22 protein-coding genes are annotated in these 26,329 nt (G+C 65.2%); 11 read left to right on the forward strand and 11 right to left on the reverse strand.

What is annotated here, in order from left to right:
* Positions 1–26: 26 nt before the first annotated feature.
* A complete protein-coding gene (locus tag J2W14_RS15970) occupies positions 27–1,508 on the reverse strand; it encodes an APC family permease (RefSeq protein WP_307464290.1) in 1,482 nt (493 codons plus the stop codon).
* Positions 1,509–1,838: 330 nt separating this feature from the next.
* Here J2W14_RS15970 and J2W14_RS15975 point away from each other — a divergent pair, with 330 nt between their 5' ends.
* Entirely contained in the window at positions 1,839–3,248 is a 1,410-nt protein-coding gene (locus tag J2W14_RS15975) for an aldehyde dehydrogenase family protein (RefSeq protein WP_307464292.1), read from the forward strand.
* 128 nt (positions 3,249–3,376) lie between these two features.
* Here J2W14_RS15975 and J2W14_RS15980 read toward each other — a convergent pair whose 3' ends face one another.
* From J2W14_RS15980 to J2W14_RS15990, 3 genes are all read right to left on the reverse strand, one after another.
* Positions 3,377–4,846, reverse strand: a complete 1,470-nt coding sequence (locus J2W14_RS15980; RefSeq protein ID WP_307464294.1) for an APC family permease — start codon at positions 4,844–4,846, stop codon at positions 3,377–3,379.
* 166 nt (positions 4,847–5,012) lie between these two features.
* A complete protein-coding gene (locus J2W14_RS15985; protein ID WP_307464296.1) occupies positions 5,013–5,951 on the reverse strand; it encodes a 5'-3' exonuclease in 939 nt (312 codons plus the stop codon).
* A gap of 144 nt (positions 5,952–6,095) precedes the next feature.
* Entirely contained in the window at positions 6,096–6,335 is a 240-nt protein-coding gene (locus tag J2W14_RS15990; protein WP_370871322.1) for a hypothetical protein, read from the reverse strand.
* On the opposite strand from J2W14_RS15990, the gene J2W14_RS15995 reads away from it, so the two are divergent.
* The 3 genes from J2W14_RS15995 to ligD all read left to right on the forward strand — a co-directional run bounded on the left by J2W14_RS15995 (position 6,314) and on the right by ligD (position 9,394).
* Positions 6,314–6,796: an NAD(P)-binding domain-containing protein gene (locus tag J2W14_RS15995; RefSeq protein ID WP_307464298.1), complete on the forward strand. Its 483-nt coding sequence runs from the start codon at positions 6,314–6,316 to the stop codon at positions 6,794–6,796. The two genes, J2W14_RS15990 and J2W14_RS15995, sit on opposite strands and share 22 nt — an antisense overlap.
* An 85-nt stretch (positions 6,797–6,881) precedes the next feature.
* Entirely contained in the window at positions 6,882–8,048 is a 1,167-nt protein-coding gene (locus tag J2W14_RS16000; RefSeq protein WP_307464300.1) for a cytochrome P450, read from the forward strand.
* A gap of 101 nt (positions 8,049–8,149) precedes the next feature.
* Entirely contained in the window at positions 8,150–9,394 is a 1,245-nt protein-coding gene (ligD, locus tag J2W14_RS16005; protein WP_307464301.1) for a non-homologous end-joining DNA ligase, read from the forward strand.
* 101 nt (positions 9,395–9,495) lie between these two features.
* On the opposite strand, the gene J2W14_RS16010 is transcribed toward ligD, so the two are convergent.
* A complete protein-coding gene (locus J2W14_RS16010; RefSeq protein WP_307464303.1) occupies positions 9,496–9,834 on the reverse strand; it encodes a hypothetical protein in 339 nt (112 codons plus the stop codon).
* Between the two features lie 497 nt (positions 9,835–10,331).
* On the opposite strand from J2W14_RS16010, the gene J2W14_RS16015 reads away from it, so the two are divergent.
* Positions 10,332–11,123, forward strand: coding sequence for an alpha/beta fold hydrolase (locus tag J2W14_RS16015; protein ID WP_307464305.1), 792 nt, complete (start codon positions 10,332–10,334; stop codon positions 11,121–11,123).
* Positions 11,124–11,213: 90 nt separating this feature from the next.
* Here J2W14_RS16015 and J2W14_RS16020 read toward each other — a convergent pair whose 3' ends face one another.
* Complete coding sequence (locus tag J2W14_RS16020) at positions 11,214–11,912, reverse strand: maleylpyruvate isomerase family mycothiol-dependent enzyme (RefSeq protein ID WP_307464307.1); 699 nt, start codon at positions 11,910–11,912, stop codon at positions 11,214–11,216.
* Positions 11,913–12,197: 285 nt separating this feature from the next.
* On the opposite strand from J2W14_RS16020, the gene J2W14_RS16025 reads away from it, so the two are divergent.
* The 4 genes from J2W14_RS16025 to catC all read left to right on the forward strand — a co-directional run bounded on the left by J2W14_RS16025 (position 12,198) and on the right by catC (position 16,068).
* Positions 12,198–13,583 carry an MFS transporter gene (locus J2W14_RS16025; RefSeq protein WP_307464309.1) on the forward strand — a complete coding sequence of 462 codons (1,386 nt, stop codon included), beginning with the start codon at positions 12,198–12,200 and terminating at the stop codon, positions 13,581–13,583.
* A gap of 136 nt (positions 13,584–13,719) precedes the next feature.
* Positions 13,720–14,661 carry a LysR substrate-binding domain-containing protein gene (locus J2W14_RS16030; RefSeq protein ID WP_307464311.1) on the forward strand — a complete coding sequence of 314 codons (942 nt, stop codon included), beginning with the start codon at positions 13,720–13,722 and terminating at the stop codon, positions 14,659–14,661.
* A complete protein-coding gene (locus J2W14_RS16035; RefSeq protein ID WP_307464313.1) occupies positions 14,661–15,764 on the forward strand; it encodes a mandelate racemase/muconate lactonizing enzyme family protein in 1,104 nt (367 codons plus the stop codon). Before J2W14_RS16030 ends, J2W14_RS16035 begins: the two co-directional genes overlap by 1 nt.
* A gap of 25 nt (positions 15,765–15,789) precedes the next feature.
* The gene (catC, locus tag J2W14_RS16040) at positions 15,790–16,068 is read left to right on the forward strand and encodes a muconolactone Delta-isomerase (RefSeq protein WP_307464316.1); all 279 of its coding nucleotides are present in this window, start codon (positions 15,790–15,792) and stop codon (positions 16,066–16,068) included.
* A 50-nt stretch (positions 16,069–16,118) separates the two neighbouring features.
* Here catC and J2W14_RS16045 read toward each other — a convergent pair whose 3' ends face one another.
* The 5 genes from J2W14_RS16045 to benA form a co-directional block, all read right to left on the reverse strand.
* Positions 16,119–18,923, reverse strand: coding sequence for an ATP-binding protein (locus tag J2W14_RS16045; protein ID WP_307464318.1), 2,805 nt, complete (start codon positions 18,921–18,923; stop codon positions 16,119–16,121).
* An 89-nt stretch (positions 18,924–19,012) separates the two neighbouring features.
* Positions 19,013–19,840 (reverse strand): 1,6-dihydroxycyclohexa-2,4-diene-1-carboxylate dehydrogenase, encoded by an 828-nt coding sequence (locus J2W14_RS16050; protein ID WP_307464319.1) that lies wholly within the window; start codon positions 19,838–19,840, stop codon positions 19,013–19,015.
* The gene (gene benC, locus J2W14_RS16055; protein ID WP_307464320.1) at positions 19,840–21,411 is read right to left on the reverse strand and encodes a benzoate 1,2-dioxygenase electron transfer component BenC; all 1,572 of its coding nucleotides are present in this window, start codon (positions 21,409–21,411) and stop codon (positions 19,840–19,842) included. Before benC ends, J2W14_RS16050 begins: the two co-directional genes overlap by 1 nt.
* Positions 21,412–21,533: 122 nt before the next feature.
* Complete coding sequence (benB, locus tag J2W14_RS16060; RefSeq protein WP_307464321.1) at positions 21,534–22,070, reverse strand: benzoate 1,2-dioxygenase small subunit; 537 nt, start codon at positions 22,068–22,070, stop codon at positions 21,534–21,536.
* Positions 22,071–22,106: 36 nt separating this feature from the next.
* Positions 22,107–23,489 (reverse strand): benzoate 1,2-dioxygenase large subunit, encoded by a 1,383-nt coding sequence (gene benA, locus J2W14_RS16065; RefSeq protein ID WP_307464324.1) that lies wholly within the window; start codon positions 23,487–23,489, stop codon positions 22,107–22,109.
* A gap of 320 nt (positions 23,490–23,809) precedes the next feature.
* On the opposite strand from benA, the gene catA reads away from it, so the two are divergent.
* Both catA and J2W14_RS16075 read left to right on the forward strand, forming a co-directional pair.
* Positions 23,810–24,706 (forward strand): catechol 1,2-dioxygenase, encoded by an 897-nt coding sequence (catA, locus tag J2W14_RS16070; RefSeq protein ID WP_307464326.1) that lies wholly within the window; start codon positions 23,810–23,812, stop codon positions 24,704–24,706.
* A gap of 135 nt (positions 24,707–24,841) precedes the next feature.
* Positions 24,842–26,110 (forward strand): benzoate/H(+) symporter BenE family transporter, encoded by a 1,269-nt coding sequence (locus tag J2W14_RS16075; RefSeq protein ID WP_307464380.1) that lies wholly within the window; start codon positions 24,842–24,844, stop codon positions 26,108–26,110.
* The last annotated feature ends 219 nt before the right edge of the window (positions 26,111–26,329 follow it).

The following is a 26,329-nucleotide window of genomic DNA, read 5'->3' on the forward strand; positions in this document are numbered from 1 at the left end:
CGCCCGGCTACCCGCGCAGTGATGGCCTAACCGGCGAACTCCGCCACTTTGGCCCGGTCTCCGCCCCGGCTCAGGACCCGGACCTCCACCAGCAGGCCGGCCAGAAACACCGCGGGGACGGCCGCCAGGAGCGCCACGGCCGTTTCGGCGCTGCCGCCGATCAGGGACGTGAAGTTGCTGACCACCAGGTAGAGCACCCAGGCCAGGAGGACGGTGGCCAGCACCGGCGCCACGAGCGTCTGCCAGTACTGCCCGGAGACCCGTTCGCGCCGGAAGTACACGACGACGGCAAGGGAGGACAGCATGTACAGCACCAGCAGTGCCGCAACGGCCAGCCCGCTGAACCAGGAGAAGAGGGTCAGGACCGGGTCCAGGGCGAGCAGCGCGAAGGGCGCCACCAGCAGCAGGGCGATGCCGGTCTGGATCCGGGCTGCCACCGCCGGTGCCCGGTGCGCGTTGGTCCGTGCGACGATGCCGGGCAGGGAACCGCGGAGCGCCAGCGAATGCAGGTAACGGTTGATGCCGTTGTGGAAGGCAATGATGCCGGCCAGCAGGGACGTCACGAGCAGAATGCCGGTGGTGACCCCTGCCCACGGCCCGAACAGTTCCACCATGGGCGTGAGCACGAACGCCGTGGAGTCGCCGGACTCCAGGGCCGCCCCCGCCGCCCCGACGACCTGCGACGGGCCGTAATAGCTGACCAGCATCCAGGAAATGAAGGAGAAAAAGACGGCGATGACGCCCACGGACAGGTAGGTGGCCCGGGCCACGGTCCGCCGCGCGTCCTTGGCCTCAGCCGAATAGATGGCGGTGGATTCGAATCCGAACATGGAAGCCACGGCGAACATGATGGCCACGCCGGGGGCGCCGCTGGCGATCGCCTCGGGTGAGAAGGACGCGGCAATGCTGAGCCCTTCCGGTCCCCCGCCCCGGAACAGCACAGTCAGCCCGAACATCAGCAGGATCGCGACCTCCAGGCCAACGAGAACTGCCAGGACCCGGGCGCCGAGTTCGATGTTCAGGGAACCCAGGACCTGCACGCCGGCCATGGTCACCACAGCCAGCACACACCAGGGGACGCTGATGCCGGCACTGCCGAGGAGGCCGGAAAATGCCGCGCCGTAGAGGCCGTACATGGCAGCCTGCACGGTGCTGTAGGCCAGCAGCGCCAGCCACGCGGCGCCGGCGCCGATCTTCCGCCCGAACGCCGCCGTGACGTAGGCGTAGAAGGCGCCGTTGGCCTGGATCTTCCGGCTCATGGCAACGAAACCCACCGCGAAAATCACGATGACGATGCCGACCACCAGATAGGCGCCGGGCGCTCCGGGGCCATTACCGAGCGCTGCGGCCAGCGGGGACGCCCCGACGATGCCGGTCAGCGGCGCCTGAGCGGAAAGAACAAAGAACAGAATGCCCATGACACCGACGCTGCCGGCGCGGAGGGCAGTGGAGTGCTCGTGCCGGGGAGTGGTTTCTGCGGTCCGGGGCTCGGATTTTGAAATACTCATTTGATCCTTCTTAACGGTCATGAGTGCTGGGTCAGTGGTGCCTGGCACCGTGCAAACCAGCATGGCAGCGGCACCGTGTCCGGCTTTTGTCGATCAGTGACCGTTTGTTGTAGCTGAGCGCAGCGACGCCTTTCCGCACCGATCCGTGTGTCCCCTGTTGGCGTGTTTCCCCTGTTGAACCTTGCTGCCATCGTTCGCTGGTCGTCAAGAGTCGTTCCCGCAGAGACAAGCCACCGGGCTTCCGGCGGAGGACGCTTGGAGCAGCGTCTTCAGGCCGCAGGGCCGGGACGGATCACCAGCAGCGCCTTAACTACTCGAAGTGGAGTACCGATGGAAACCTACGATGCCCTTCTCGCCGCCATCACGCCGTCGTCCGGCCCGACCCGCACGATTCTTGACCCGGCCACGGGCGAGCCCGTGGGGGAAGCACCGGTTCATGACGTGGCGGATCTGGAGAACGCCATCACCGCCGCCGCCGCCGCGCAGCCGGCCTGGGCCGCGCTGGGTCACGACGCCCGCAGCGCCGCACTGCTCAGGGCCGCCGACGCCGTCGATCGTTCCGCCGAGGAACTCTCCCGGCTCCTCTCCCGCGAGCAGGGCAAGCCGCTGAACGGCCCCAACGCCCGCTTCGAAGTCGGCGCCTGCTCGGCCTGGCTCCGTGCCACGGCCACCACCGGGCTGGAACCGGAGACCGTGGTCGACGACGGCGAGACGCACGCCGTCGTCAGCTACCGCCCGATCGGCGTCGTCGGTGCGATCGGGCCGTGGAACTGGCCCATGATGATCAGCGTCTGGCAAATCGCCCCCGCCCTGCGGATGGGCAACGCCGTGGTCGTCAAACCCTCCGAGTACACCCCGCTCAGCGTCCTGGCGCTGGTCAGCGTCCTGAACCAGGAACTGCCGGAAGGCCTTCTGTCCGTCGTGTCCGGCGGACGCGAGGTCGGCGCACGTCTGGCCGAGCACCCCGCCATCGGAAAAATCATGTTCACCGGCTCCACCGCCACCGGCAAGGCGATCATCCAATCCTCCGCCGACACCGTCAAACGGCTCACCCTCGAACTCGGCGGCAACGACGCCGGCATCGTCCTCCCCGACGCCGACCCGAAGTCGATCGCGGAAGGCCTGTTCTGGGGTGCCTTCATCAACACCGGGCAGACCTGCGCGGCGCTCAAGAGGCTGTACGTCCACGACGACATCTACGATGCGGTCTGCACGGAACTCGCCGCCGTCGCCGAGGCCATGCCGATGGGCGTCGGACTTGACGAGGTGAACGTCCTCGGCCCGCTGCAGAACAGGCAGCAGTTCGACACCGTGGCCCGGCTCGTCGATGCGGCGCGCGACTCCGGCGCCCGGATCCTGCTGGGAGGCAACCCGGAGGCAGACCAGCCGGGCTACTTCTACCCCACCACGCTCGTGGCCGACATCGACAATGACAGCCCCCTCGTCGCCGAGGAACAGTTCGGCCCGGCCCTGCCCATCATCCGCTACAGCACCGTCGATGAGGCCGTGGCCATGGCGAACGCCCTCGACGTCGGCCTGGGCGCCTCCGTCTGGTCAGCAGACCCGGCCGCGGCCCGTGCGGTGGCAGCCCGGATCGAAGCCGGAACAGTATGGATCAACAAACACGGGGCCGTGGACCCGCGCGTTCCCTTCGGCGGGGCCAAACAGTCCGGCTATGGACTCGAGTTCGGCGTCGAAGGCCTCAAGGCCCTCGGTGTCCCGCAGGTGATCAACGGCTGAGGGTCCAGCAGCGGGGCACCATGGTAGAGGGGCCGGCGCCGACGGGCGCCGGCCCCTCTACCATGAGACAGCCCCGCCATTGCGGACCTCGGATAATTTCCTGAACCTGGCGATCCGAAACGTGGAGGCTACCCGTCCTTGCCGATGTTCTGGATGCCGACAGGTTCGCCCGGCCGGGTGTTGGTCCGCTTCGTGATCAGCCACGTGATGAACCACAGCACGACGCCGATCGCCATCAGCCCCCCGGCGATCTGGTACTGAATGACGGGCCGGCCGACCCATGGACCGGCGAGGAAGGCACACAGCAGGGCAGCGACGAGCGGTAGCTGCCCGGGCGAGGTGAAGAACACCTTGCGGTGGGGGTCCCTCTTGCGGCGGAGCACCAGGCAGGCCACATTCACCACGGTGAAGACGCACAGCAGCAGGAACGCAGTTGTGCCGGAGAGGTTCGCGACGACGTTGCTGTCCGGGTCACTGGTGACGTACAGGATCAGCCCCAGCGCGAGGACGGTCGAGAAAACGATCCCGGCCCACGGCGTACGGCGCCCCGGGAGGACCTTTCCCAGCGCTCGCGGCAGGACGTCCTGGCGGGCCATGCCGTAGATCAGGCGGCTGGCCATCAACATGTTGATCAAGGCGGTGTTGGCGACTGCGAAGACCGCGAGGAATGGAAAGACCTGGTCGATCGGGAAGTCCGGTGAGCCCTTGCCTACCACCTCTAGGAGCGCGGCGCCCTCGGCCTCCCTGATCCCTTCGAGTTCGGTGGGCGTGAGCACGGTCACCACGGACACGGCCACCAGCATGTAGAGGATCACCGCGATGCCGAGACCCGTCAGCATGGTCCGGGGGAAGATCCGCTCGGGATTCTGGGTCTCCTCGACCATGTTCACCGAGTCCTCGAAACCGACCATTGCGAAGAACGCGATGGAGGTGGCGGCGGTGACGGCCAGGAACAACCCCTTGTCCTGGGAGTCGGTGAAGACGGTGATCTCCGCAAGGTTCCCGGTCCCCTGGGCCATCACGTAGAAACCGACGCCGATCACGATGCACAGGGCGGTCATCTCGACCAGGGTCAGGACCACATTGAACTTCACGCTCTCGCCCACGCCGCGCAGGTTGATCGCCGCCAGCAGCAGCATGAAGCCCATCGCAACGGCCGTGATCGCTCCCTGTCCGGGCATGGCCATCCAGCCGTTGACCTCAAAACCCCCAAAGAGGTTCTGGGCGAGGACGTTCGCGGATGTCGAGGCGCTCGTGATGCCGGAGCAGACGACGGCGAACGCCACCAGGAAGGTCACGAAGTGGATACCGAACGCCTTGTGCGTGTACAGCGCCGCACCGGCTGCCTGGGGGTACTGCGTGACCAGCTCAAGGTAGGAGAAAGCGGTCAGCGTCGCGACCATGAACGCGAGCAGAAACGGCAGCCACACGAGACCGCCGACCGTGCCGGCCATGGTTCCGGTGACGGCGTACACACCGGCGCCGAGAATGTCACCGACGATGAACAGCAGCAGGAGCTTCGGTCCCAGGACCCGCTTGAGTTCGGGCGGGTTGCCTTCGGGAGTTGCGTCGAACACTTTGTCTTCAGTTGTGCTCATGCTGACCTCCACAACAGGTACGCGGCTCCCGGATGGGCCGCGGCCGGACTCCCGATCTCGATGTGACCTACTTCACCTTGGCCTTGTCACGTCTGTTTGGCAACAGTCAGGGCGGAGTGCCGCGGAGTCCCGTTCCGTCGCTGCGTTTCAGGAGTGCAGCTTCCCCTCAGCGACGCCGGTCGAGCACGTCGAGGAGCCTTCTGACCGAGCCGCCGAGGTTCCAGTCGGCCGCGAGACGCTCGAGTTCGGCGCGCGAATCGCCGGCGACAGGGCGCAGCTGCGCACCCGCCTCCTCCAGCGTCGGCAGCTTCAGGTCGCGGACGACGTTGACGACGGCGGGCGCAACCGCGAGGTAGTCCGTGGCCGCGGCGAGCTTCGACCGCACGGATGCGGACAGACCGCTTCCCGCATCCGCCGCGGCGGTCAACAACCCGTCGAGGGTGCCGTACTCGCCAAGCAGCGACGAGGCGGTCTTCTCGCCGATGCCGGCGACGCCCGGCAGCCCGTCGGAGGTGTCGCCACGGAGGGCCGCATAGTCGGCATACTGCCCGGGCAGCACGCGGTACTTCTCGACGACGACCGCGTCGGTGAGGACTTCAAGGTTCTTCATGCCCCGCGCGGTGTAGATCACCCGCACCTGACGGGCGTCATCCACGACCTGGAAGAGGTCGCGGTCGCCGGTCACCACGTCCACGGGCAGCCGCGCGTTGCTAGCGTAGGTGCCGACGACGTCGTCGGCCTCATGTCCGGCCGCCCCCACGACGGCGATGCCGGCGAGCTCGAGCACACGGCGGATCAATGGAATCTGCGCCTCGAGCGCGTCCGGCACGACCTCCACGTCGGGGCCAGCAGCGACCTCCTCCGCGACCCGGTGCGACTTGTAGCTCGGGATGAGGTCGACCCGCCACTGCGGGCGCCAATCGTCGTCCCAGCACGCAATTAGATGCGTCGCATCGTAGTCGGTGGTGAGCCGCGCGATCATGTCCAGCAGCCCGCGCACGGCGTTCACCGGGGTGCCGTCTTCGCGGCGGATCGTGTCGGGAACACCGTAAAAGGCGCGGAAATACAGCGACGCGGTGTCGAGCAGCATCAGGCGGTCGGGCATACCTGATCCTGACACGGAAGACCCTCCCTGAGAACCCGACGTGCCCGGACTGCCGTTCAGAGCTCTCGGTAGTAATACAGCATCGGCTCTGTGCCATCGGGCTCGGTGTTGGTGAAACCGCGTGTTTCGTAGAGGCGGCGTGCCTCAACGTCCTCGCCGTCGACGTTGATTTCGATCAACTCCGCCGGCCGGTTCGCCGATCAGCAGCACCACCACGTCCCCGCCCGTCAATAACTGGGCCAGCCGCGACGTCAGCTCCTCGACGCCAGGGGTGGGCGTCTGGAACTCGGTGTTGAACTCGTGGAGCATTTGGGCCACCGTCGCCGCATCGGCCGGAGTCGCCCGGCGCGGCGTCCCGGCGTTTGCGGAATCATCAGCAGTCACCGCTTCATCTTGATGGGCACAATGAGCCGGCGTCCACCCTGGCGTACGCTGCTCGGGTCCCGGGACGTTTCGGAAGCCTGGGACCTCCCCTGACCGTCGAAATCCTCGGACAGGACGCCACCAAAGCCAAGGAGCTGGCCGCCGAGCTCGTCACCGGCGTCACCTTCGGCACGACAGTCGATGCTCCGCAGGGCGCCATCGTGGTCCTTGCTGTCCCCTTCGACGCCGCCAAGTCCGTCGTCCGCGCCTATGGCGATGCCTTGGCCGGCAAAACCGTCGTCGCGCAGCTTGTCCCCGCCAGCGCCAATGTGGTCAAGGCGTTCAACACGACCTTCGCCGGCACCCTAGTGGCCGGCGAGTCTCGTACGCCGCCGGCAAGTCCCTTGCTCCGGGTGGACGGCGCCCGGCCAAGGGCGAGCCGCCACACGTGCCTGCTGACAGGCCGAGCGGGCGTCGAATAAACTCAGGGTTCCACGGGTCCATCAATTCGACGCCCCGACGGTCATCAAGGCCGATAGACCGCCGGGCTGAGCAGGGAGGCCAGCCATGGACTTCGCCCCGGCCAGTGAGCATCCGCTGGATCCTTTTCCCCACTACGAGAGAATGCGCGAATCCGCACCTGTTTACCATGACGAGCAATCAGGAAGTTGGCATGTCTTCCGGTATGACGACGTGCAGCGGGTGCTCTCAGAACATGCCAGGTTTTCCTCCCGGATGCAGGGCGACGATCCATCCGAAACAGGCCACCTGTTCGCGTCGAGCCTGATCACCACCGATCCCCCGCGGCACCGGCAGTTGCGCTCCCTGGTGACCCAGGCGTTCACGCCGAAAGCTGTGGACGCGCTGGCTCCCCGCATCTCAGAACTCACCGACGAGCTTCTGGAGGGGATCGCGTCACTCGGAACAGCGGACCTGATCCAGGCGCTGGCCTACCCGCTGCCGGTTATCGTGATCTCCGAACTCATGGGCATACCAGCCGCAGACCGTGACCGCTTCAAGCAGTGGTCCGACGTCATCGTCAGCCAGACGCGGACCGGGGCGACTACTGAGGACCACCAGGCCACCAACCAGGAGATGACCGGGTATTTCCTGGCCCTGATCGAACAGCGACGCAGCCGGCCCGGCAATGATTTGATCAGCAACCTGCTCGCCGCCGAGATTGACGGGCAGAAGCTGAATGTGGCCGAGCTGCTGGGCTTCTGCGCCCTGCTGCTCGTCGCCGGCAATGAAACAACCACCAACCTGATCGGCAACGCGGTTCTTTGCTTCACCGAAGTGCCCGGCACCATCGAACGGCTGGTAGAGGAACCATCGTTGCTCCCCCAGGCCATTGAAGAGGTGCTCCGCTTTCGGTCCCCCGTCCAGTCCATGTACCGGGTGACGGTTGCCCACACCACCCTGGGCGACATGGGGATTCCGGCCGGTGCCCCGGTGGTGGCGTGGATCGGCTCCGCGAACCGCGACGAGCGGCAGTTCGAGCGGCCTGCCCGGTTCGACATCGACCGCGGCCAGATCCGGCATCTGGCGTTCGGCCACGGCATTCACTTCTGCCTCGGCGCCCCGCTGGCACGACTGGAAGCACGGATCGCGCTGGAGGCCACCCTGACCCGGCTGCCCGGCCTGACCCTCGCCCCGGGAGCGCAGCTGGAACGGATGGACAGCACCATCGTCTACGGGGTGAAGACGCTCCCCGTCCGCTGGGTCGCATCCTGACCGCAGACCCGTCGCGCCCAGGCGTCGGAGGTTCTTCGGGTCAATCCGCCTGCCGTGCAGCGGGTCTGGCTGGGACATCCGATCGTTGCTAGCGTGGCGGCATGAACCCGTCGAAGACCCCGGCCGAGCTCCTTAGCATTGACGGCAACGAGGTTCGCATCTCGAGTCCGGACAAGGTGGTGTTCCCCGAGCCCGGGCTGACGAAGCTGGACCTGGTTCGTTACTACCTCGCCGTCGCGGATGGTGCCCTGCGGGGTGCCGGCGGGCGGCCTATGGTGCTCAAGCGCTTCCCGAAGGGAATCGACGCCGAGCCGTTCTTCCAGAAGCGCGTGCCGGAGAACCACCCCGACTTCATCGACACAACGACGCTGCACTACGCGTCGGGGACTTCAGCCGAGGAGGCCGTGATCCGGGATGCTGCGGGCCTGGCGTGGGTGGTGAATCTTGGCTGCCTGGATCTGAACCCGCACCCCGTGCGCGCCGAGGACCTGGAACACCCCGATGAGCTCCGGGTCGACCTGGATCCGATGCCGGGGGTCGACTGGAAGCAGATCGTCGACGTCGCCTACGTAGCGCGGGAGGTGCTTGACGACCTGGGGTTGGTGGGATGGCCGAAGACGAGCGGGTCGCGCGGACTCCACATCCTGGTGCGCATCGCGCCAGAGTGGTCCTACCGCGACGTGCGGCTCGCCGCCGAAACCCTCGCCCGCGAGGTCGAAAACCGCGCCCCGGGACTCGCCACCGCGCGGTGGTGGAAGGAGGAGCGCGGGGAGAGTGTGTTCGTCGACTTCAATCAGAACGCCAAGGACCGCACCGTGGCGTCGGCGTACTCCGTCCGGCCGCTGCCCGACGCCCGGGTCTCGACGCCGCTCACCTGGGACGAGGTGGCCTCCACCCGCCCGGAACAATTCACGGTGCCCACGGTGCTCGAGCGCTTCGCCGCGGTGGGCGACCCCCACGAGGGCATCGATGACGCCGTGGGGTCACTGGACGGGCTTCTGGCCCTGGCTGCCGAGCTCGGTCCCGCCGAAAAGCCGCCGCGGAGCGGCGACGGCTCGGGCCGCCGGCAGTCGGTGATGCCGCTGATCGAAGTGGCACGAACCAAGACCAAGCCCGAGGCACTTGCGGCACTCGATGAATGGAGGGCCCGGCATGCGGACCTCGTCCAGGCCCTGCATCCCGCCGACGTACTCGTCGACGGGATGCGGGGGTCGAGTTCGCTCTGGTACCGGGTGCGGGTGAACCTGCAGCACGTCCCCGAAAAGGAGCGTCCGCCACAGGAGGAGCTCATCGCCGACTACGACCCGTGGGCGGGCAAAGAGTGGCCGGGGCGGCCTGTGCCCTGACACCACCGGGCCGGATCGGGCAGGTCGTTTCCGACGTCGCACGAAGTTCTTGACAACCGCCCCACCCGTGCCAGCAGCGCAATCGTCCGCTGAGAGGACCGCTAGGAGAACGTCAGGCTCAGCATCAGGGCCTTGAGTTGCGCGTACTGCTCCGTGGCCATCCACGATTTCGCCGCTTGGCGGCTCGGGAAGCCCGGAACGTGGTTCGGGTAGACCGACTGGTTGAAGATGACCCGGTTCTGCGCGCCGCCGTTTCCCATTTTGAGTAGCGTGCATTGCGACGAGACGTCCCCCTCCTCCAGGTTGCGGGGGTTCATGACCGCCATGAAGTACGAGTCATTGCCGCCGCTCCCTTCCACAATGAATCCGAACATCGGCGTCGTGCCGTCAACTTCGCGCATTCCGGCGACGGGTGCCTTATCGAACACCGTGCGGTTCACGGGACCCGCCGAGCAGCCGATGCCATTGGCGCCGCTTGAGACGCTGAAGAGGTCGGCGCCCGTGCCGTCCGAGACGATCGCTTCAACCGGCTGCCAGGGCGGCCCCTCCTGGCCCGGCCCCCGCTGCGTCCTGACGGACCAGGAACCCGGGTAGGAGAAGGAGATGTGCCCATCGGGAAATGTGAAGGTTTTTGATGCTGGCTGGACCGGCGCGGCAGGCGGAGCAGGCGGGGCGGGGACTGCGGGGGAAGGCACCTCGGCGCTGGGAGTGGCTGTCGGGGTGGCAAGGGCCGTGGCAGAAGGTGTGGCAGAGGCGCTCAGACTGGGGGCCGCACTCTGTGCTGTCGCATTCTCCGCCGGCTGGGGTCCACAGGCTGAAAGCATAAGGCTGAGAGTAAGACCGGTCACGGTCGCGGCACTGCAAAGTCTGAAGCGTTTGGACGTCATGTTTCTTGAGGCCGTGTTGCTGTCCTGAAATCGATCAATACGATGTTGACATGGAGCGACGGATCAATGACGTCCTGATTCATTACATCGAGCACGGAAGCGGCGTGCCGCTGATTGCGCTGCACGGCGCCGGTGTTGATCACCGCGAGATTGAGGCGGCGATCGAGGCCGTCGTCCCCGGCTCGGGATACCGGCGGATCTACCCGGATCTGCCAGGAATGGGCAGCTCCACCACCGGGGGCCTGGCCTGCAACGACGATGTGGTCGCGCTCATCGCTGACTTCATTGATCGTCTCGAGGCCGGACCGGTGATGTTGCTGGGGCATTCCTACGGCGCATATCTTGCGCGCGGCGTGGCCGCACAGCGGCCGGACATCGTGCGCGCCCTGGCTTTGCTATGCCCCGTCGCCGAGCGCTCACAAAATGTGCCCGCCCATCAGGTGATTTGTCAGGACGCTGACGCGTACGACGAACTCGAACCTGAGCATCGGCAAGGTTTCGATGAATACTTCGTCGTGCGCACACCGGCCACCGCCCGCCGCTACCGCAGCCATATCGTGCCGGGCACGACGCTCGTCGACGCGACCGGGCTGGGCCGGATCTTCGCCGAATGGACGGTCGACGTCGGATCGGGCACCTTCCCGGCGCAGACCCTGATCGCGGCCGGACGACGCGATTCGATCGTTGGGTACACCGACGCAATGGACTTACTCGAGCGCTATCCGCACGCCACCCTGGCAGTGGTAGACGGCGCAGGCCATGCACTCATGCACGAGCGGCCCGAGCTCCTTGCCGCGTTGCTCAGAGACTGGCTTGACCGGGCTCGCCGAGACGGCAGGTGACGTCCTTCCCCCGGCGGCTCAGGAACCGTACAAAGCGTTGCCCTCTGAGCGGCTTCTGGCAGGTCCATGTGGGCTCGCTCTCATCCTGGCTCACCAGGCTGGCAGCACCGGCACCGGTCCGTCCACGTCAATATGTTCCGCGTCCCCGCGGGCCAGCCACTGGAGCAGCCCCTCGCGGTCGGACACCACGCGCAGACCGCCGTCGCCGATCACCCACTCGTCACGCTCCTCGGTCACCAACGTCATTCCCGGTGACCCTTTGGCCCGGAGCGAACGCACCACGGCTTCAAGGGCGTTCAGCAGCGAATCCGGATCGGCCTCCTCGATGGTCCAGGCAGTGTCGAGGTCATGGTGATGCACCACCACCTCGGCAATCCGGAGCGCAACGATGGACGTGGCAGGGAGCTCCTTGCCGTTCAGCTGCACCCCGGGGGCCGCAATCTCCCCGCCCAGCCGCTGTGCCTGCTCGGCAAAGCTCCGGGCCGAGTCCCGCAGTTCCGCGACGAGCTCTTTCCGCGGGAGAGCGGCCAAGGCGGCGATCTGCTGGGAACGGGCGTCCGGCGAGGCATACAAGGAACGTTCCTCGCCTGAGACGGCCCAGTCGATGAGCTTTACCAGAGCGCGTCCGTTGGAGGTGACGTGGGCGATGACGTCGGCGCGCGTCCACCCCTCGCACAGCGAGGGAGCGGTCAGCTCGTCGTCGACAAGTGACTCGACGGTAGCCAGGAACATGTCCGACTCCCTGCCGAGGCGGGACAGGTCTGAGTGAAGGCGTGCTGGCTTGATCATTTTGCCAGCCTATCCATTGCTCCCGGTCAAGGACCAGCGTTCCTGCCCGCTGTTCCATATCCAGATCGTATGGACTGAGACGGACAGGACTGCCAAAGGCGGCACCGCCCTAATAAGCCTGTTTGATATCTGCAGCATATGAATAACCCCCGAGCGAAAAGCCGGGCATTTCCCTCATATGACTTGAATCACACCTCTGTCAGGCTGAAAGCAATCGGAAGTCGGCCCCGAAGATCCTTCGCTGCGCCGCTCCGTCTTCACTTCGCGCAGAGAGGACCTGGCACCATGACACAACCACATGCCGTTGTAGCCGAAAATCCAAAAAAGGAGGCGCGCACGGCGAATTGGGTCGCCTTCATCATCTGCACGGCCCTCGTGTTTGACGGATACGACCTCGTTATTTACGGCACCGTCCTTCCGGGACTGCTTGCGGACCCGAGCCAGATCGGCGCTTTTGATACAGTCGCCGCCGGCCTCCTGGGGTCCTGGGCGCTCATCGGAGTCCTTGTGGGTTCCCTGGTCTGCGGCGCAGTCGGCGACTTCTTCGGCCGGCGCCGGCTGATGCTCCTGGGCATCGCCTGGTTCTCCGTGGGCATGTTCGTCACGGCCTTTGCCACCAGCGTCACTGCTTTTGGAGCCTTGCGGTTTGTTACCGGGCTTGGCCTGGGAGTGGTCATCGCTACTGCCGGCGCCACCATGGCTGAATTCGCACCCGCCGGAAGACGTCAGTTCTACAACGCAATTGTGTATTCCGGAGTCCCTGCAGGCGGCGTCCTGGCATCAATCCTGGGCATCCTGCTGCTCAATGACATCGGCTGGCGCGGGCTGTTCATGATCGGCGCCCTACCCCTCGTCCTCCTCGTGCCCATCGCGTGGTTCAAGCTCCCTGAGTCTCCGCGCTGGCTGCTGGCCCGCGGCCGTGAGCAGGAAGCCCAGGCCGCCTCCCAACGCACCGGCGTTCCGCTTATCGAGGAACGGGTCATTCAGCAGGTGGGCGCCGCACCGCAAAAAACAGGTTTCGCCGCAGTGTTCTCCCGGCAGTTCGCTGTGCCATCCATTTTGCTTGGCCTGATGTCGTTCTGTGGCCTGCTCCTGACTTACGGCCTGAACACATGGTTGCCGAAAATCATGGAAGGCTACGGCTACGGGCGCACATACTCCCTGTTCTTCCCCCTGGCGCTGAACCTGGGTGCCGTTGCGGGCGGTCTCCTGCTTTCGCGTCTCGCTGACAAGGGCGGCCCCCAGCGGGTCATCGCCTCCACCTTTGTTCTGGCGACCATCAGCCTGGTGCTGATGACCTTCAGCTTCCCGCTGCCCTTGCTGTTCACCTTCATCGCCTTCGCCGGGGTAGGCACACTGGGCACCCAGGTCCTGATTTATGGATTCCAGTCGAATTACTACACCACCAATGCCCGGGCCGCTGGCGTGGCATGGTGTGCCAGTGTGGGACGCTTCGGCGGGATACTTGGACCCATCATCGGTGGCTGGCTGGCTGCCGCAGGCATTGGCGGGGCCACAGCGTTTTATATCTATGGGGCCGTAGCCCTCGTCGGCGCAGTCGTGACCATTTTGGTCCCCCGCCAGCGAAAGCTGGAGGAAGCCGAGCACAGAGTGGAGGAGATCGTCGAAGGGCGGACAAGGGACAGCATCCCTTCGGAGCAACTCAGGTAGCCCGCGTGATGCTGCCCTGACATTATTACGCGTGCTAAATGACCTAGTAGTGCTTATTATGGTTATTATTTGAACTAATCACCGCGCACAGGGCAGCATCCTTGAGGCCGGTCCCCGGCAGAAGGACGGCAGCACCTTGGACATCCGCCAATTGAACTATTTCATCGCGGTTGCCGAGGAACGGCACTTTGGCCGCGCCGCCAAGCGCCTCCACATGGCGCAGCCACCTCTCTCGCAGCAGATCCGTCAGTTGGAGGACCAGCTCGGCGTGAAGTTGCTCAACCGCACCACGCGGAGGGTGGACCTCACAGCGGCTGGCCAACTCCTGCTGGATCGCGGTCGGCAGATCGTCAACGAGTTGGCGACACTTCAGGCCGATGTCTCTCAAGTGGGTAAGGGCGCCACCGGCGTTCTGAGGGTGGGCTTCTCAGGGTCGGCAACCTACGGCGTTATGCCGCAGATCGCCCGCCTTGCCAAGCAGGTCCTGCCCGGACTGTCCCTGGCGCTGCACGGCGAAATGCTCACACCTTCCATGGAAGCAGGGCTGCGGGAGGGTACGTTGGACGCCGCGTTGCTGCGCCCCCCCGTTGCGTCCCCGGACATCGACTACCGGATTGTGGCCAAGGAGCCGCTCGTCGTCGCGCTTCCCTCGTTCAGCGCCCTGGCGATAGACCGGAATGTGGCCATGCACGAACTGCAGGACCAGGAGTTCATCGCCTATGCACCCGAGTCTGTGCTCTACCGCACCACGTCAGACTTGTGCCGCCAGGCGGGCTTCCGGCCGCGCATTGCCCAAGTGGTAGGAGAGACCTCCACGATGCTGGCATTTGTGGCCGCAGGGGGCGGGGTGGCCGTCATGCCGTCCAGCGTGCGGGCCATCCAACTCGAAGGCGTTGTCTACCGGGAGATTGAAAACGTCCCTGCGGTGGAACTCGCAGTCGCCTGGATGCGAGGGCATCCCTCCGCCCTGCTGCAGAATTTCCTCGAAGTCGTTGACACCGCGACTGCAGAGCCCGGGCACCTGCCCCCGCACCCCGGCCCCGCACCGTTTCCCACTGATGAAAGGTTGACCCGCTGATGAAGATCGCAGCCATTGAGGCGATTCCCTACTCGATCCCCTATCTCCACCCCCTGCACTTCGCCTCCGGATCCATGCACGAGGCAGACCATGTGCTCATCAGGCTTCGCACCGACGACGGGGTCGTGGGCACTGCCGACACACCGCCGCGCCCCTACACCTATGGGGAGACGCAGAAGTCCATCGTCGCGGTAGTAGAGGATATTTTTGCCCCGCAGCTGATCGGGGTCGACATCTTTGACCGCGAGAAGGTCCAGGAGATCCTGAACCGGACTGTCCACAACCAGACGGCCAAGGGAGCCGTGGATATCGCCCTGTGGGACGTCATTGGCAAGACTCTCGGGCAGCCGGTCACAAAGCTGCTGGGCGGGTACTCCGACTCGCTCCGGGTCTCCCATATGCTCGGCTTCAAGCCTGCCCAGGAATTGCTGGCATTGGCGCTGGGGTTCCGCGAGACCTATGGCATCAACACGTTCAAGCTCAAGACCGGCCGCCGCCCCCTTCACCTCGACATCGAGGCCGCCCGGGTACTGCGGGATGGGCTTGGCGAGGACGCTGAGCTTTACATGGACGCCAACCGCGGGTGGTCCGCCAACGAGGCCGCAGAGGTGCTGCGACGCACGGCGGAGTTGGGACTTCAGTTCCTGGAGGAGCCCGACGATGCGCGCGAAGTCCTCGGGCGCCGTCGCCTCGTGGCGAACTCCCCCATCCCCATTGCCGCGGACGAGTCTGCCGCCAATCTTGGTGAGGCCGCACGGGAAATCCTCACCGGCGGCGCAAACCTCCTGGCTGTCAAGACGGCCCGGTCCGGTTTTACCGAGGCGGCCAAAATCGTCGGGATGGCCGAAGGTATGGGCATCGATGTTTACATAGGCAACCAGATCGACACCCAGGTCGGCACGGCTGCCTCGGTGGTCTTCGGCGCCGCCTTCGCCCATACGGCCAAGCGTGCAGCGGAGCTGTCCAATTACCTGGACATGGCCGACGACCTCCTGGCCGAACCACTGGCCATCACCGGCGGTCGCATCCGTGTTCCCGAGGGACCGGGCGTAGGCACAGCTGTTGATGAAGACAAGCTCTCCCTGTACCGCTCAGACCGATAACATCCCAACTTCCGAAAGTACACCCGTGAAATATCTTGTCCACATGGACGTAAACCTGCCCGCCGACTTCCCCGCCGCTGAAGCCGCGGAGATCAAGGCCAAGGAAAAGGCCTACTCGCATGAGTTGCAGCGCTCGGGAAAGTGGCCGGAAATCTGGCGGGTGGTTGGGGAGTACGCCAACTACTCAATCTTCGACGTCGATTCGAACGACGAACTTCACGAGATCCTGCAGAACCTGCCGCTGTTCCCGTTCATGGCCATCTCGGTGGTGCCGCTCGCCAAGCACCCGTCCGACGTCAAGTAAACGCCGGGCCGAATTACCCCTGCTTGCATCAGAACAAGCTGTGTCCCGGGTCAGTCCTTGGCCCGGAACGCAGCCGCAAGTTCGCTGCGGGAGCGGATCCCCATTTTCCGGAAGACCCGGGTCAGGTGGTACTGCACCGTCTTCTCCGCCAGGAACAGGGCGCGGGCAGCCTCCTTGTTGGTGGCCCCGGCCGCTACCAGTTCGGCCACCGCCCGTTCCTGCACTGTTAGCTGTAGGTGGTGCTCGCTGGCCGCCATCAGCACGGGATCGGCCGGATCGGGCAGGTTACCAATGTCGAGACCTGTTGCTTTGAGCTCACGGTCGCACCGCTCCACGTAGGTGGCCGCCCCAAGGGTGTCGTACAGATCTCGGGCCACGCGCAGGACCGAGGACGCCAAACGACGTTTGCCCGCCCGGCGCATGCTCTGGCCGAAGGCAAAGCTGATCCGGGCCCGCAAATACGGCCGGTTAAGTCCGCGGAGGTGGCCCAGGGACGCCTCGAAGTGTTCCCTGGCAGTGTCAGGGTCCCCCTGGGCGGCCACAAGCCGGCCCCTTGCCCACGCCATCCGCGCCAGATCCGACGGCACTTCCCGCTCTCGCGGGACCCGTTCAAACGCGGTGAGGAACGAGTCGGCGGCGTCGAGCTGGTCAGTCATGACCAGGGCGTTGACGTAGGTGTCCTGCCAGGGCCAGAAGGACACCCGCTTCTCCGTCCAGGGGTCCAGCTCCGTCAGCGGCTGCAGCACAGCCAAAGCACCTTCATAGTCGGCCCGCGCCTCGTGGAAGCGGGCCCGGGCAAGGCTTGCCGGCACCTGCATGGCCCGGTAGGTCCCCGGCTGCACTGCGGCCTGTGAAACGTAGTATCGGGCCCGGTCCCAGTCCCCCCGCATGGACCAAAGCTCCGCAGCAGTCCAGTAAAGCAGGGGCCGGATCAGCGGCATCCGCGTGGTCTCGAGGCGGACGGAGGCGCGCGCCACGGTGGCGGCAGCCGCATCCCAGTTGCCAAGCACCAGGTGGGTGCGCGCCAGCCAGGCCTCGGCCCAGAGAGAAATCCGCATCGAGCCGCCACGGTATTCAGTGGGAGCAGCCGCCTCGAAGTTCACCAACGCCGACTCAACGTTGTCAAGGCGCAATGCCAGCCAGCCGGCACCCATCTGGACCCGCTGCTTCTGGGCGTTTTCGGCAGCATGTTCGAAGGCCCGGTGATAGGAGGCCTCCGCCTCCGAAAGCCGGCCCTGCGCATACAGGCCTAAGCCGTAGATTGCCTCTGATTCAATGTGCGCGGGAGTTCCCGGCTGCGTAAGTTCCATAGCCCGTTCAGCCCAGCCGGTAATCAGCGGGCCGTCCCAGGACGCTACCCCGTGCAGGACGAAGCGCTGCGCGACCTGCGCCGCGGCCGCGGGATCACGCTGCGGGTTGCAGGTGCGCCAGGCCATCTCCAACTGCGTCTGCGCGCTGTCATTTTGTCCGGACACGGTAGAGAGGTATCCCAGGACTGAGGAGCGGAGCGGTGAGGACGGCAGGGCGTCCACTGCCGCGCTCCACATCTGCGCCTGGGCTATGTTGCCGGAGCCCACCAGGGCATCCACGGCCCTCAACAGCCTGTCGTTCCGGGACCGGTTGTCCTTCGAAAGCCGGGACGCGGAGAACAGTGCCGTCGCGGCATCCTGCCACACCCCCAGCACGGCCTGGCCCCGGGCATACTCCTCCAACTCCTCAGCAAGGGCCTCGTCTGGACCGGGAGTCGCTGCGACGCGGTGACCCAGACGCTCACCCTCGGCCTGTACGGCCTCAGCTGCCAGCCGGTGCAGCGCTATGCGCCGGCTGGGGACGATCTGTTCGTAGATGGCCTCGGCTGTGCCTGGTTCAAAGAACACCACGGAAGAACGGGCCTGATCCACAGTCAGCCCCAGCAGCCCTGCCCGGTGTCCCTCGTCGAGTACCTCCATGACCGACTCCAGCCCGCTGACCTGGGAAACCTCTGCCAGACCCGCGCTGCGTCCAAGCACGGACGCAGCCTCTGCCAGAGAGACCAGCCCGGGAGACGCCGCTGCCAGTACGCTGCGCATCCGGGCGCGCACCCGGGAGGTCGGGGGCAGGGAGGGAAACCACGACTGCCACGTCTCCGCTGGTAACTCGCGGAGCAGCTCGACGACCGGTTGCGCAATTCCGCCGGTGTGCTGGACCAGCCCGTGGGCCGCCGTGGCACTAAGGTCGATGCCGAGCGTTGTCCGGGCAAGATGCTGGACCTGCTGCGGAGTGAGCGGATCCAGCGGGATACGGGTGACCTGATGACCGGAAAGGAAGTCCAGCGCACCTACGGGGACACGTGAAGCGTCATCAGGGTTGATCGTGAGCAGGAACAGAATCCGTTTTCCGTGCAGCCTGCGCATGACGAAGGTGAGGATGCGCAGGCTCTCGGCGTCGAGTTTGTGAACGTCGTCGACGGCGACAACTACGGTGCCGTGCGACTGCAGCCCTTCCAGGTGGGCGCTCAGCGTCGACGCGTAGTTGACCACCTGGGCCGGGGTGAGAGCCGCGACGGGGCCCGAGGGAACGGGCGGGCCGCCGTCGTAATCCTTGGCCGAGCGGAGCGGCACCGTGAGCATTAGCTGGGAGTAACCGGCGAGGGGAAACTGAGCCTCCCACTCGTCGCCCATGGCGGACAGTACGCGGACACCACGGACGCCGGTGCGGCAGTGCTCAAGAAATAAATCGAGCACTGCGGTCTTCCCGGAGCCCGATGGCCCGGAAATCACCACTGCGCCCACTTCTGACTTGCGGACGGTCCGGAGCATCTCCAACAGCTCCTCGAAGACCCCCCGCCGGCCGACGAGCGGAAGGTCCTCTGCCATTTCACCGCTTATGGAGCCCGACGTCATGACCGCAATCCTACTGGTGCGGACCGCCCGGCCCGGGCTGCGGGAATTCATCACCCGTGGCCTTAGCCCAAGTCCCCGCCAGCAACTGGAAGGATGGTTCCGGTGACGTAAGACGCTTCATCTGATCCAAGGAATACGATCGGCGCGGCCTGTTCGTCCAAGGTCCCGTAGCGCTTGAAGAAAGAAGAATCCACGGTTTGGTCGACGATCACCTGATACCAGGCCTTTTCCATGGAGGATTCGGCCTCCGGCCCCCGCTGGACCTTGCGGGGCGGCGCATCGGTACCCCCCGGGGCGGTTGCGACCACGCGGATGCCGCGTCCGCCCACCTCCATGGCCAACGACTGCGTTAGGGCATTGACTCCGCCTTTCGCCGCCGCATAGGGCACCCGGTGCAGCCCGCGGGTGGCCACCGATGAAACGTTGACGATGGTGCCGGAGCCCTGTTCCAGCATGGCCGGCAGCACAGCCCGGCAGGTCCAGAGGGTGGGAAAGAGTGAGCGGCGGATCTCCTTCTCGATCTTCTCCTCGTCGTACTCTTCGTACGGGCGGGCCCAAATCGTGCCGCCGACATTGTTGACCAGTACGTCCACCCGGCCATGGGCGGCCAGCGCAGCCTCCACGGCCTGCTTCGCACCTGCGAAGGTCTCAAGATCTGCGGTCACGGCGGAGGCCGAGCCTCCTGAACCGGAGCCCTGTGTGGCCTCCTCGATCCCTTGCGCCACCTCGTGGACCAGGTCGGACCGGTCCACGAGGACAACGGCGCCGCCCTCGGCCCCGATCCGCTCCGCTACCTTCTGGCCAATGCCCTGGGCGGAGCCGGTCACAAGGGCTACCTTGCCGGCATAGCGGCCCGGAGTAATGAACTGACCAGCATATGGCTGCGTCATCAGTGGCCAGCCTTGGCATCGATCGCCGTAGCCATGGTTTCCTTGGCGTCGTGCGCATGGGCCATGATGACCTCCCGCGCCCGCGCCTTGTCCTGACGCTCGAAGGCATCAACGACATCAACGTGGTCCCGCGTGACCCGCTCAAAGATGTGCGTCCCGATCTCGAAGGCCGCAGCCATCTGCGCGTGGACATCGAGCCGGCGGTAGGACTCCAGCAGCATGGGGTTATCGCAGATCATAAAGAGGTATTCGTGGAACTCCTCGTTGGTCCGCGCGAACTCACCCGGTTCCTGAACGACGCCGCCCGCCACAGAGCGGGTGGTGGCCTCGGCGAGCCGCCGGAACTGGTGCAGCTGTTCCTCGGTGAGGCGGCCCAGCATCAGCTCGCTCACGGCGAGCTCCAGGCCCATGCGGGCGTCCAGCTGGGCGAAGCTGTCCTCCTTGCGGAAATCCAGCCGTCCGGTCTCCAGGGACGAGACGGCCTCGCTGCGGGTCATCGTGTCGCCTTCGGCCTGGATCTTTTCCACGGCTGCCGGTGCACCGGTCTCGGCGTCGCCGCCGGTGGCCTCCTTCGGGGCAAAGCGCTCGAAGTAGAAGTTGACGGGCTTGATGCCCTCGGCGTCCAGCCATTTCGACACGGCATTGACCATGGGGGGCGGGCCGCACAGGTAGATGTCAACGTCCCCGTCGTTCAGATGGGACGGCTCGATGATCTGCGTGACATAGCCGGTGTGGGGAGCGGACGTTCCGGGTTCGGAGGCAATGTAGTCCCAGGTGAATCCGGGCAGCTTCGCCTCATATTCCCGCAGCCAGTCGAGGCCGGCGATGTCTGCCTCGCGGGTCAGCCCGTAGATCAGGTGGACCGGCGTCGACGGCGGGTTCTCGGTGAGCTTCTCGAGGATGGACAAGAGCGGGGCCAGACCGGTGCCGCCCGCCAGGAGCAGCAGGGGGCGCTTGGGCTCCCGCAGGAAGAACGAACCGTAGGGACCTGTGAGTTCGATGGTGTCGCCCACCGCCGCCCGGTCGCGCAGGTACTCGGACATCGCGCCCTGCGGCGTTACCCGCACCATGAAGGAGGCGGCATGAACCTCGGGGCCGCTGCTGAACGAATAGGAGCGCTCCGCGTCGGTTCCGGGGACCTTGAGGTTGACGTACTGGCCCGGGAGGAAGGCCAGGGCGTCGCGGTTTTCGACCTCCAGGCTGAAGGAAACCGTGGTTTCCGAATGCTTGTTGAGTTCCGTCATGGTGGACGTGAAGGTGGTGGCCGAGGTTTTCGCGGATGCCGACGTGGCAGGGATCTGGATGGCCAGGTCCGACTCCGGGACCGCCTGGCAGGTCAGCATGTAGCCCTTGGCGAGTTCGTCCTCCGTCATCGCGTCGTCAATGAAGTCGCCGGGGTCGAAGGAGCCGGAATCGCAAAAGGCCTTGCAGGTGCCGCAGGCGCCGTCCCGGCAATCTGACGGAATGTTGATCCGGGCCTTGTATGCGGCGTCCATCACCGTCTCGTAGTCGCCTACCTTGATGACTTTAGTGACGCCGTCTTCGAAGCTGAGGGCTACTTTGTGGCCCATGATTTCCTCCTGCTGGGGGTCGCGTCGTCGCGACCCGGAAAGTGCGGATGTGCCCGGTGGGCACGGGGTTCGGAACCGTGCACGCCGGTGCCCGGGAAGTGCCGGGCACCGGCGCCCGGCCGTTAGATCATGTAGACGTCCACCACGTGGTGGATGTAGTCGTTCTTCAGGATGACCTTCTTTTTCATGATGACCGGCGCCTCGCCGGCGAGGTCGATCGTGTAGAAGCTGGTCCCGAAGTAGGTGTCGGTTGTGTTGTAGCGGAAGTACAGGGTGAACCAGTTGAAGCGCACCTTCACCTGGTCGCCGTCGTGCTCCACGATCTCGATGCCTGTGAGGTTGTGCCCGGTGCGGGGCTCCGGGAGGGAGGTTGCCGACGACCGGTCTGTTTTGATCCGGAAGACACGGTCCTCAATGCCGCCGCGGTTATCGTAATAGATGAGCGAGATCTCGTTCTGCGGGTCCTCGGTCAACCGGTCGTCGACGTCCCATGCGGGCATCCAGAACTCGGAGTCCGGGTGGTAGCACTCAAGCCATTCATCGAACTGGCGTTCATCCAGCAGCCGGGCCTCCTTGTACAGGAAGGCGCGGACGGTTTCGAGGGTGGCGATCTCCTCAGCGCTCTTGAGCGCCGCAACTGTTCTGATCAGGTTTGTCATGGGTTATGCACTCTCTCTGGTTCCACGTGGTCTAGGTCAGGCGGTGACAGGAACGGTGTCCAGTGCGGACTGTTCCTCTTCCGCCAGGGCCCGGTCCATGACTTCCTTCCAGTACCCGTGCTGGATCGGGTAGAGCCCCTCGTCCTCGGTCCGCACGCCGGACGCGATCACCTTGGTCATGCCCAGCGCCTTGGCCTGTTCGTCGGGGCCGGCAATCTCGTGGGTGGACCCGCGGGTCATGTCGTTCCACGGCGCCGACGTGGCCCAGTAGGTCTTGTTGCAGGACCGGAACTCCTCGAGGTCGTCGGGGGTGGCCATGCCGGTGGCGTTGAAGAAGTCCTCGTACTGCCGGATGCGCTTGGACCGGTTCTCCTGCGATTCGCCCTTGGGTGCGATGCAGTAGATCGTCACCTCGGTCTGGTCCGCGGAGATGGGACGGAAGTGCCGGATCTGCGAGGAGAACTGGTCCATGATGTAAACGTTCGGGTACAGGCAGAGGTTTCGCGAGATGTTGATCATGAAGTTCGCCATCTCCTCGCCGTACTTAGCAACGAGCTCCTCGCGGCGGTCCCACAGCGGGCGGTCCTCCGGGTTGGTCCATTCCTGCCACAGCAGCAGGTGACCGTGATCGTAGGAATAGAAGCCGCCCTTGACCTTGCCCCACTTGCCGGCGTCCATGGCCTTGGTGGTGTTGGCGGAGTCGCCGGAGTTGCGGCGGGCCGTGGTGGCGGCGTAGTTCCAGTGCACGGCCGTGACGTGGTAACCGTCGGCGCCGTTCTCGGCCTGCACCTTCCAGTTGCCGTCGTAGGTGTACGTGGATGCCCCACGCAGCACTTCGAGGCCCTCCGGCGACTGATCCACGATGGAATCGATCACCTTGGTGGCGTCACCCAGGTGCTCTTTGAGCGGGAGAACGTCAGCCTTCAAGGAACCGAACAGGAAGCCGCGGTACGACTCGAAGCGGGCAACCTTGGTGAGGTCGTGGGAACCCTCTTTGTTGAAGCTCTCCGGGTAGCCGGCGTTGCGGGAGTCCTTGACCTTCAGCAGCTCACCGGAGTTCTTGAACGTCCAGCCGTGGAACGGGCAAGTGAACGTCGTGCGGTTGTCCGTCTTCCGGCGACACAGCATGGCGCCGCGGTGGGAGCATGCGTTGACGATGCAGTTAAGGTTCTCGTCCTTGTCGCGGGTAATCACCACGGGGGTGCGGCCAATGTTGGTGGTGAAGTAGTCCCCCACGTTGGGAATCTGGGACTCGTGCGCGAGATAAACCCAGTTGCCCTCGAAGATGTGCTTCATCTCCAGTTCGAAAATCTCCTGATCGGTGAAAATTTCGCGCTTGGCCCGGATGACGCCGTTCTCACGGTCGTCGATCACTGCGTCGGCAAGGACCTCACGGACATGGTTCAGGTTCTCGGTCATGGCTGCTCCTTCATTGGAGAGTGCTGTGCGGATTGGCGGCAGGTCCGGGTCAGACGGTGGCGCCGACGGGGAACGTTGTCAGCCAATTTTGTCCTATCGTGACCACCCTCACATCAGGCAAATACCTAGGTTCGACCAAGGGTGCAACTATGTAGGCTTTATGACATAAAAGCCCCCAAATCGATATTTGTGGCGTCCTGATCGCGAGGCTTACCATGAGACAGACATCACGCGCAGCCACGTCACCGCGGATTCAAATCCTGACGCACGGAGGCTCGCAACGGGTGCAGGAATCTTTCCTCCCCTGTTCAATGAAGAGTATGGAGAACACCATGACTGAGACCCAAGCGGACACCCGCACAGAGGACGAGGGCACTGCCGTCGAAGCCGGCTCAAAGGCCACCGAACGCTTTACCGCCTCAGGAAAGCTCGCTCATCTGGATGTGCCGAAGGAACGGGTGAGCCTGCTGGCAGGGGCACTTATCAAGGCCGCCAACGACATCGTCGTCGAACACCAGGTCACCTACGAGGAATACAACGCCCTCAAGGCCTGGCTGATCAAGGTAGGGACGGACGGGGAATGGCCGCTGTTCCTGGACGTGTGGCTGGAACACACTGTCGAGGACGTCAACTCCCAGGACCGTCCAGGCACCGTGGGCACCATCGAGGGACCCTACTACGTGCCCGGCTCCCCCGTACTCCAGAGCCCTGGCACCGTGGAGATGCGCGAGGACGAGGAGGGCACCCCGCTGCACTTCACGGGCCACTTCACTGATACCGAAGGCAATGAAATCCAGGGAGCCCAGGTGGAAATTTGGCACGCGGACAGCGCCGGGTTCTACTCCCAGTACGCCCCGGGCCTCCCCGAGTGGCTCTTCCGCGCCACGGTCAAGGCAGACGACGACGGCCGTTTCGAAATCAACACGATGCGCCCGGCGCCGTACCAGATTCCCACGGACGGAGCTTGCGGACAGCTGATCAACGCGGCCGGGTGGCACGCCTGGCGCCCGGCGCACATCCACATCAAGGTCTCCGCCCCCGGCTTCCAGCCTGTCACCCAGCAGCTGTACTTCCCCGGCGATGCTCACAACGCCGATGACATCGCATCGGCAGTCAAGCCCGAGCTGATGCTGGACCCGCGTCCACGCACGGACGGCCAGACCGGCGAAGAAGTGGTCTATGACTACGTCCTCGCCAAGGAAGGCCAGCACAAGTAGGAACCACCCCTCGCAATCGGTGCCGGCCCCGGATCTGGCACGGAAGGCGCCCCGGAGTGTCACCTCCGGGGCGCCAGTATTTTTCCGCCGATCCCAGGAGCCAGAATGCCGCGATCCCGTCTGATCCCGCCCGCCATGCCCCACGCGGAGGCCGCTGTGGCTGCGGAGTCCCAACCGCTGCTTGAACGCCCCGAGGGTCGCCCCGCAGGCGTACGCCAATTCCTCCGTGACCTGGGCACTCCCTATGTATCCAATGGGGTGATCGGTCTCATCTTCTCCAGCTCCGGCCCGATAGCGGTCACCCTGGCCGTTGGAGCAGCGGGAGGACTTACCCAGGGCCAGCTCGCTTCCTGGGTGTTTGCCATCCTTTTCTCGGGCGGGGCCGCGACCGTCTTCATGTCGCTCCTCTATCGTCAGCCCCTGGGCTTCGCATGGTCCATTCCCGGCACGGTGCTCCTCGGCCCGTCGCTGCAGCACCTGTCCTTTCCTGAGGTCGTCGGCGCCTTCTTCACGTCCGCTGTTCTCATCCTCGCCCTGGGTGCCACCGGAATGGCGCGCCGCATCATGGCGGCCGTCCCGATGCCCCTCGTGATGGCCATGGTGGCCGCTGTGTTCCTGAAATTCGGCACAGACATCGTCGCCTCAACCCAGGCCAACCCTGTGGTTGCTGTCCCGATGGTGGCGGCTTTCCTGGTCCTCACAGCCGTGCCCGCCCTAGGCAGGCTCGTTCCGCCGGTGCTCGGCACCCTCGTGGTCGGTTGCCTCGCAGTGGCGGCGAGTGGTCAATTTGCCCTCCGGGACGGCGGACCAATCCTGGCCACGCCCGTCTTCACGCTTCCTGAGTTCACCTGGGCTGCCCAGCTCGAGCTGGTTGTTCCCCTGGCCCTCACCGTGTTGTTTGTTCAGAATGGCCAGGGCGTCGCCGTGCTCCGCGCCGCCGGCCACAATCCGCCGGTCAACGTCTTTGCCATCGTTTCCGGCGCGTTTTCCTTGCTCAACGCCTGCTGCGGCGCTGTTTCAGCCTGCGTGACCGGGCCCACCAACGCCCTCATGACCTCCTCGGGAAGCAGGCAGCGGCAGTACACAGCTGCCGTCGTGTTCGGCATCCTGGCCATGGTCTGTGCCCTCCTGGCCCCCACCCTCACCCGCCTCATGCTCGCCACGCCCAAGGAATTCATCTTGGCCCTAGGCGGCATTGCGATGCTGCGGGCTCTCCAGCAGGCCTTCGTGACCGCCTTCGCCACAGCCTTCACCCTGGGGTCCCTGGTGACATTCGTCGTGACCATCTCCGGTTTGAGTCTCTTCAACATCCATCCGGCGTTCTGGGGCCTCGTCACCGGCTACATGGTGTCCCGACTGCTTGAACGCGCGGACCACGCCAAGTCCCAACGCCAAGATCGCTAGTGGCACGTCTTGCGCGTTAAACGGGATTCCGCCCACATCATGATCCGCACGCTGCTTTCTTGGGAGGTTTGGACGAGATTGACCACGGCATAGGACGAACTCGAACCTGAGCAACGGTACGGTTTCGATGAATACTTCGTCGTGCGCCCACCGGCCACCGCCCGCCGCTACCGCAGCCATATCGTGCCGGGCAAGACGCTCGTCGACGCGACCCGGCTG

Source organism: Pseudarthrobacter oxydans (assembly GCF_030812335.1).
GTDB lineage: Bacteria > Actinomycetota > Actinomycetes > Actinomycetales > Micrococcaceae > Arthrobacter > Arthrobacter oxydans_B.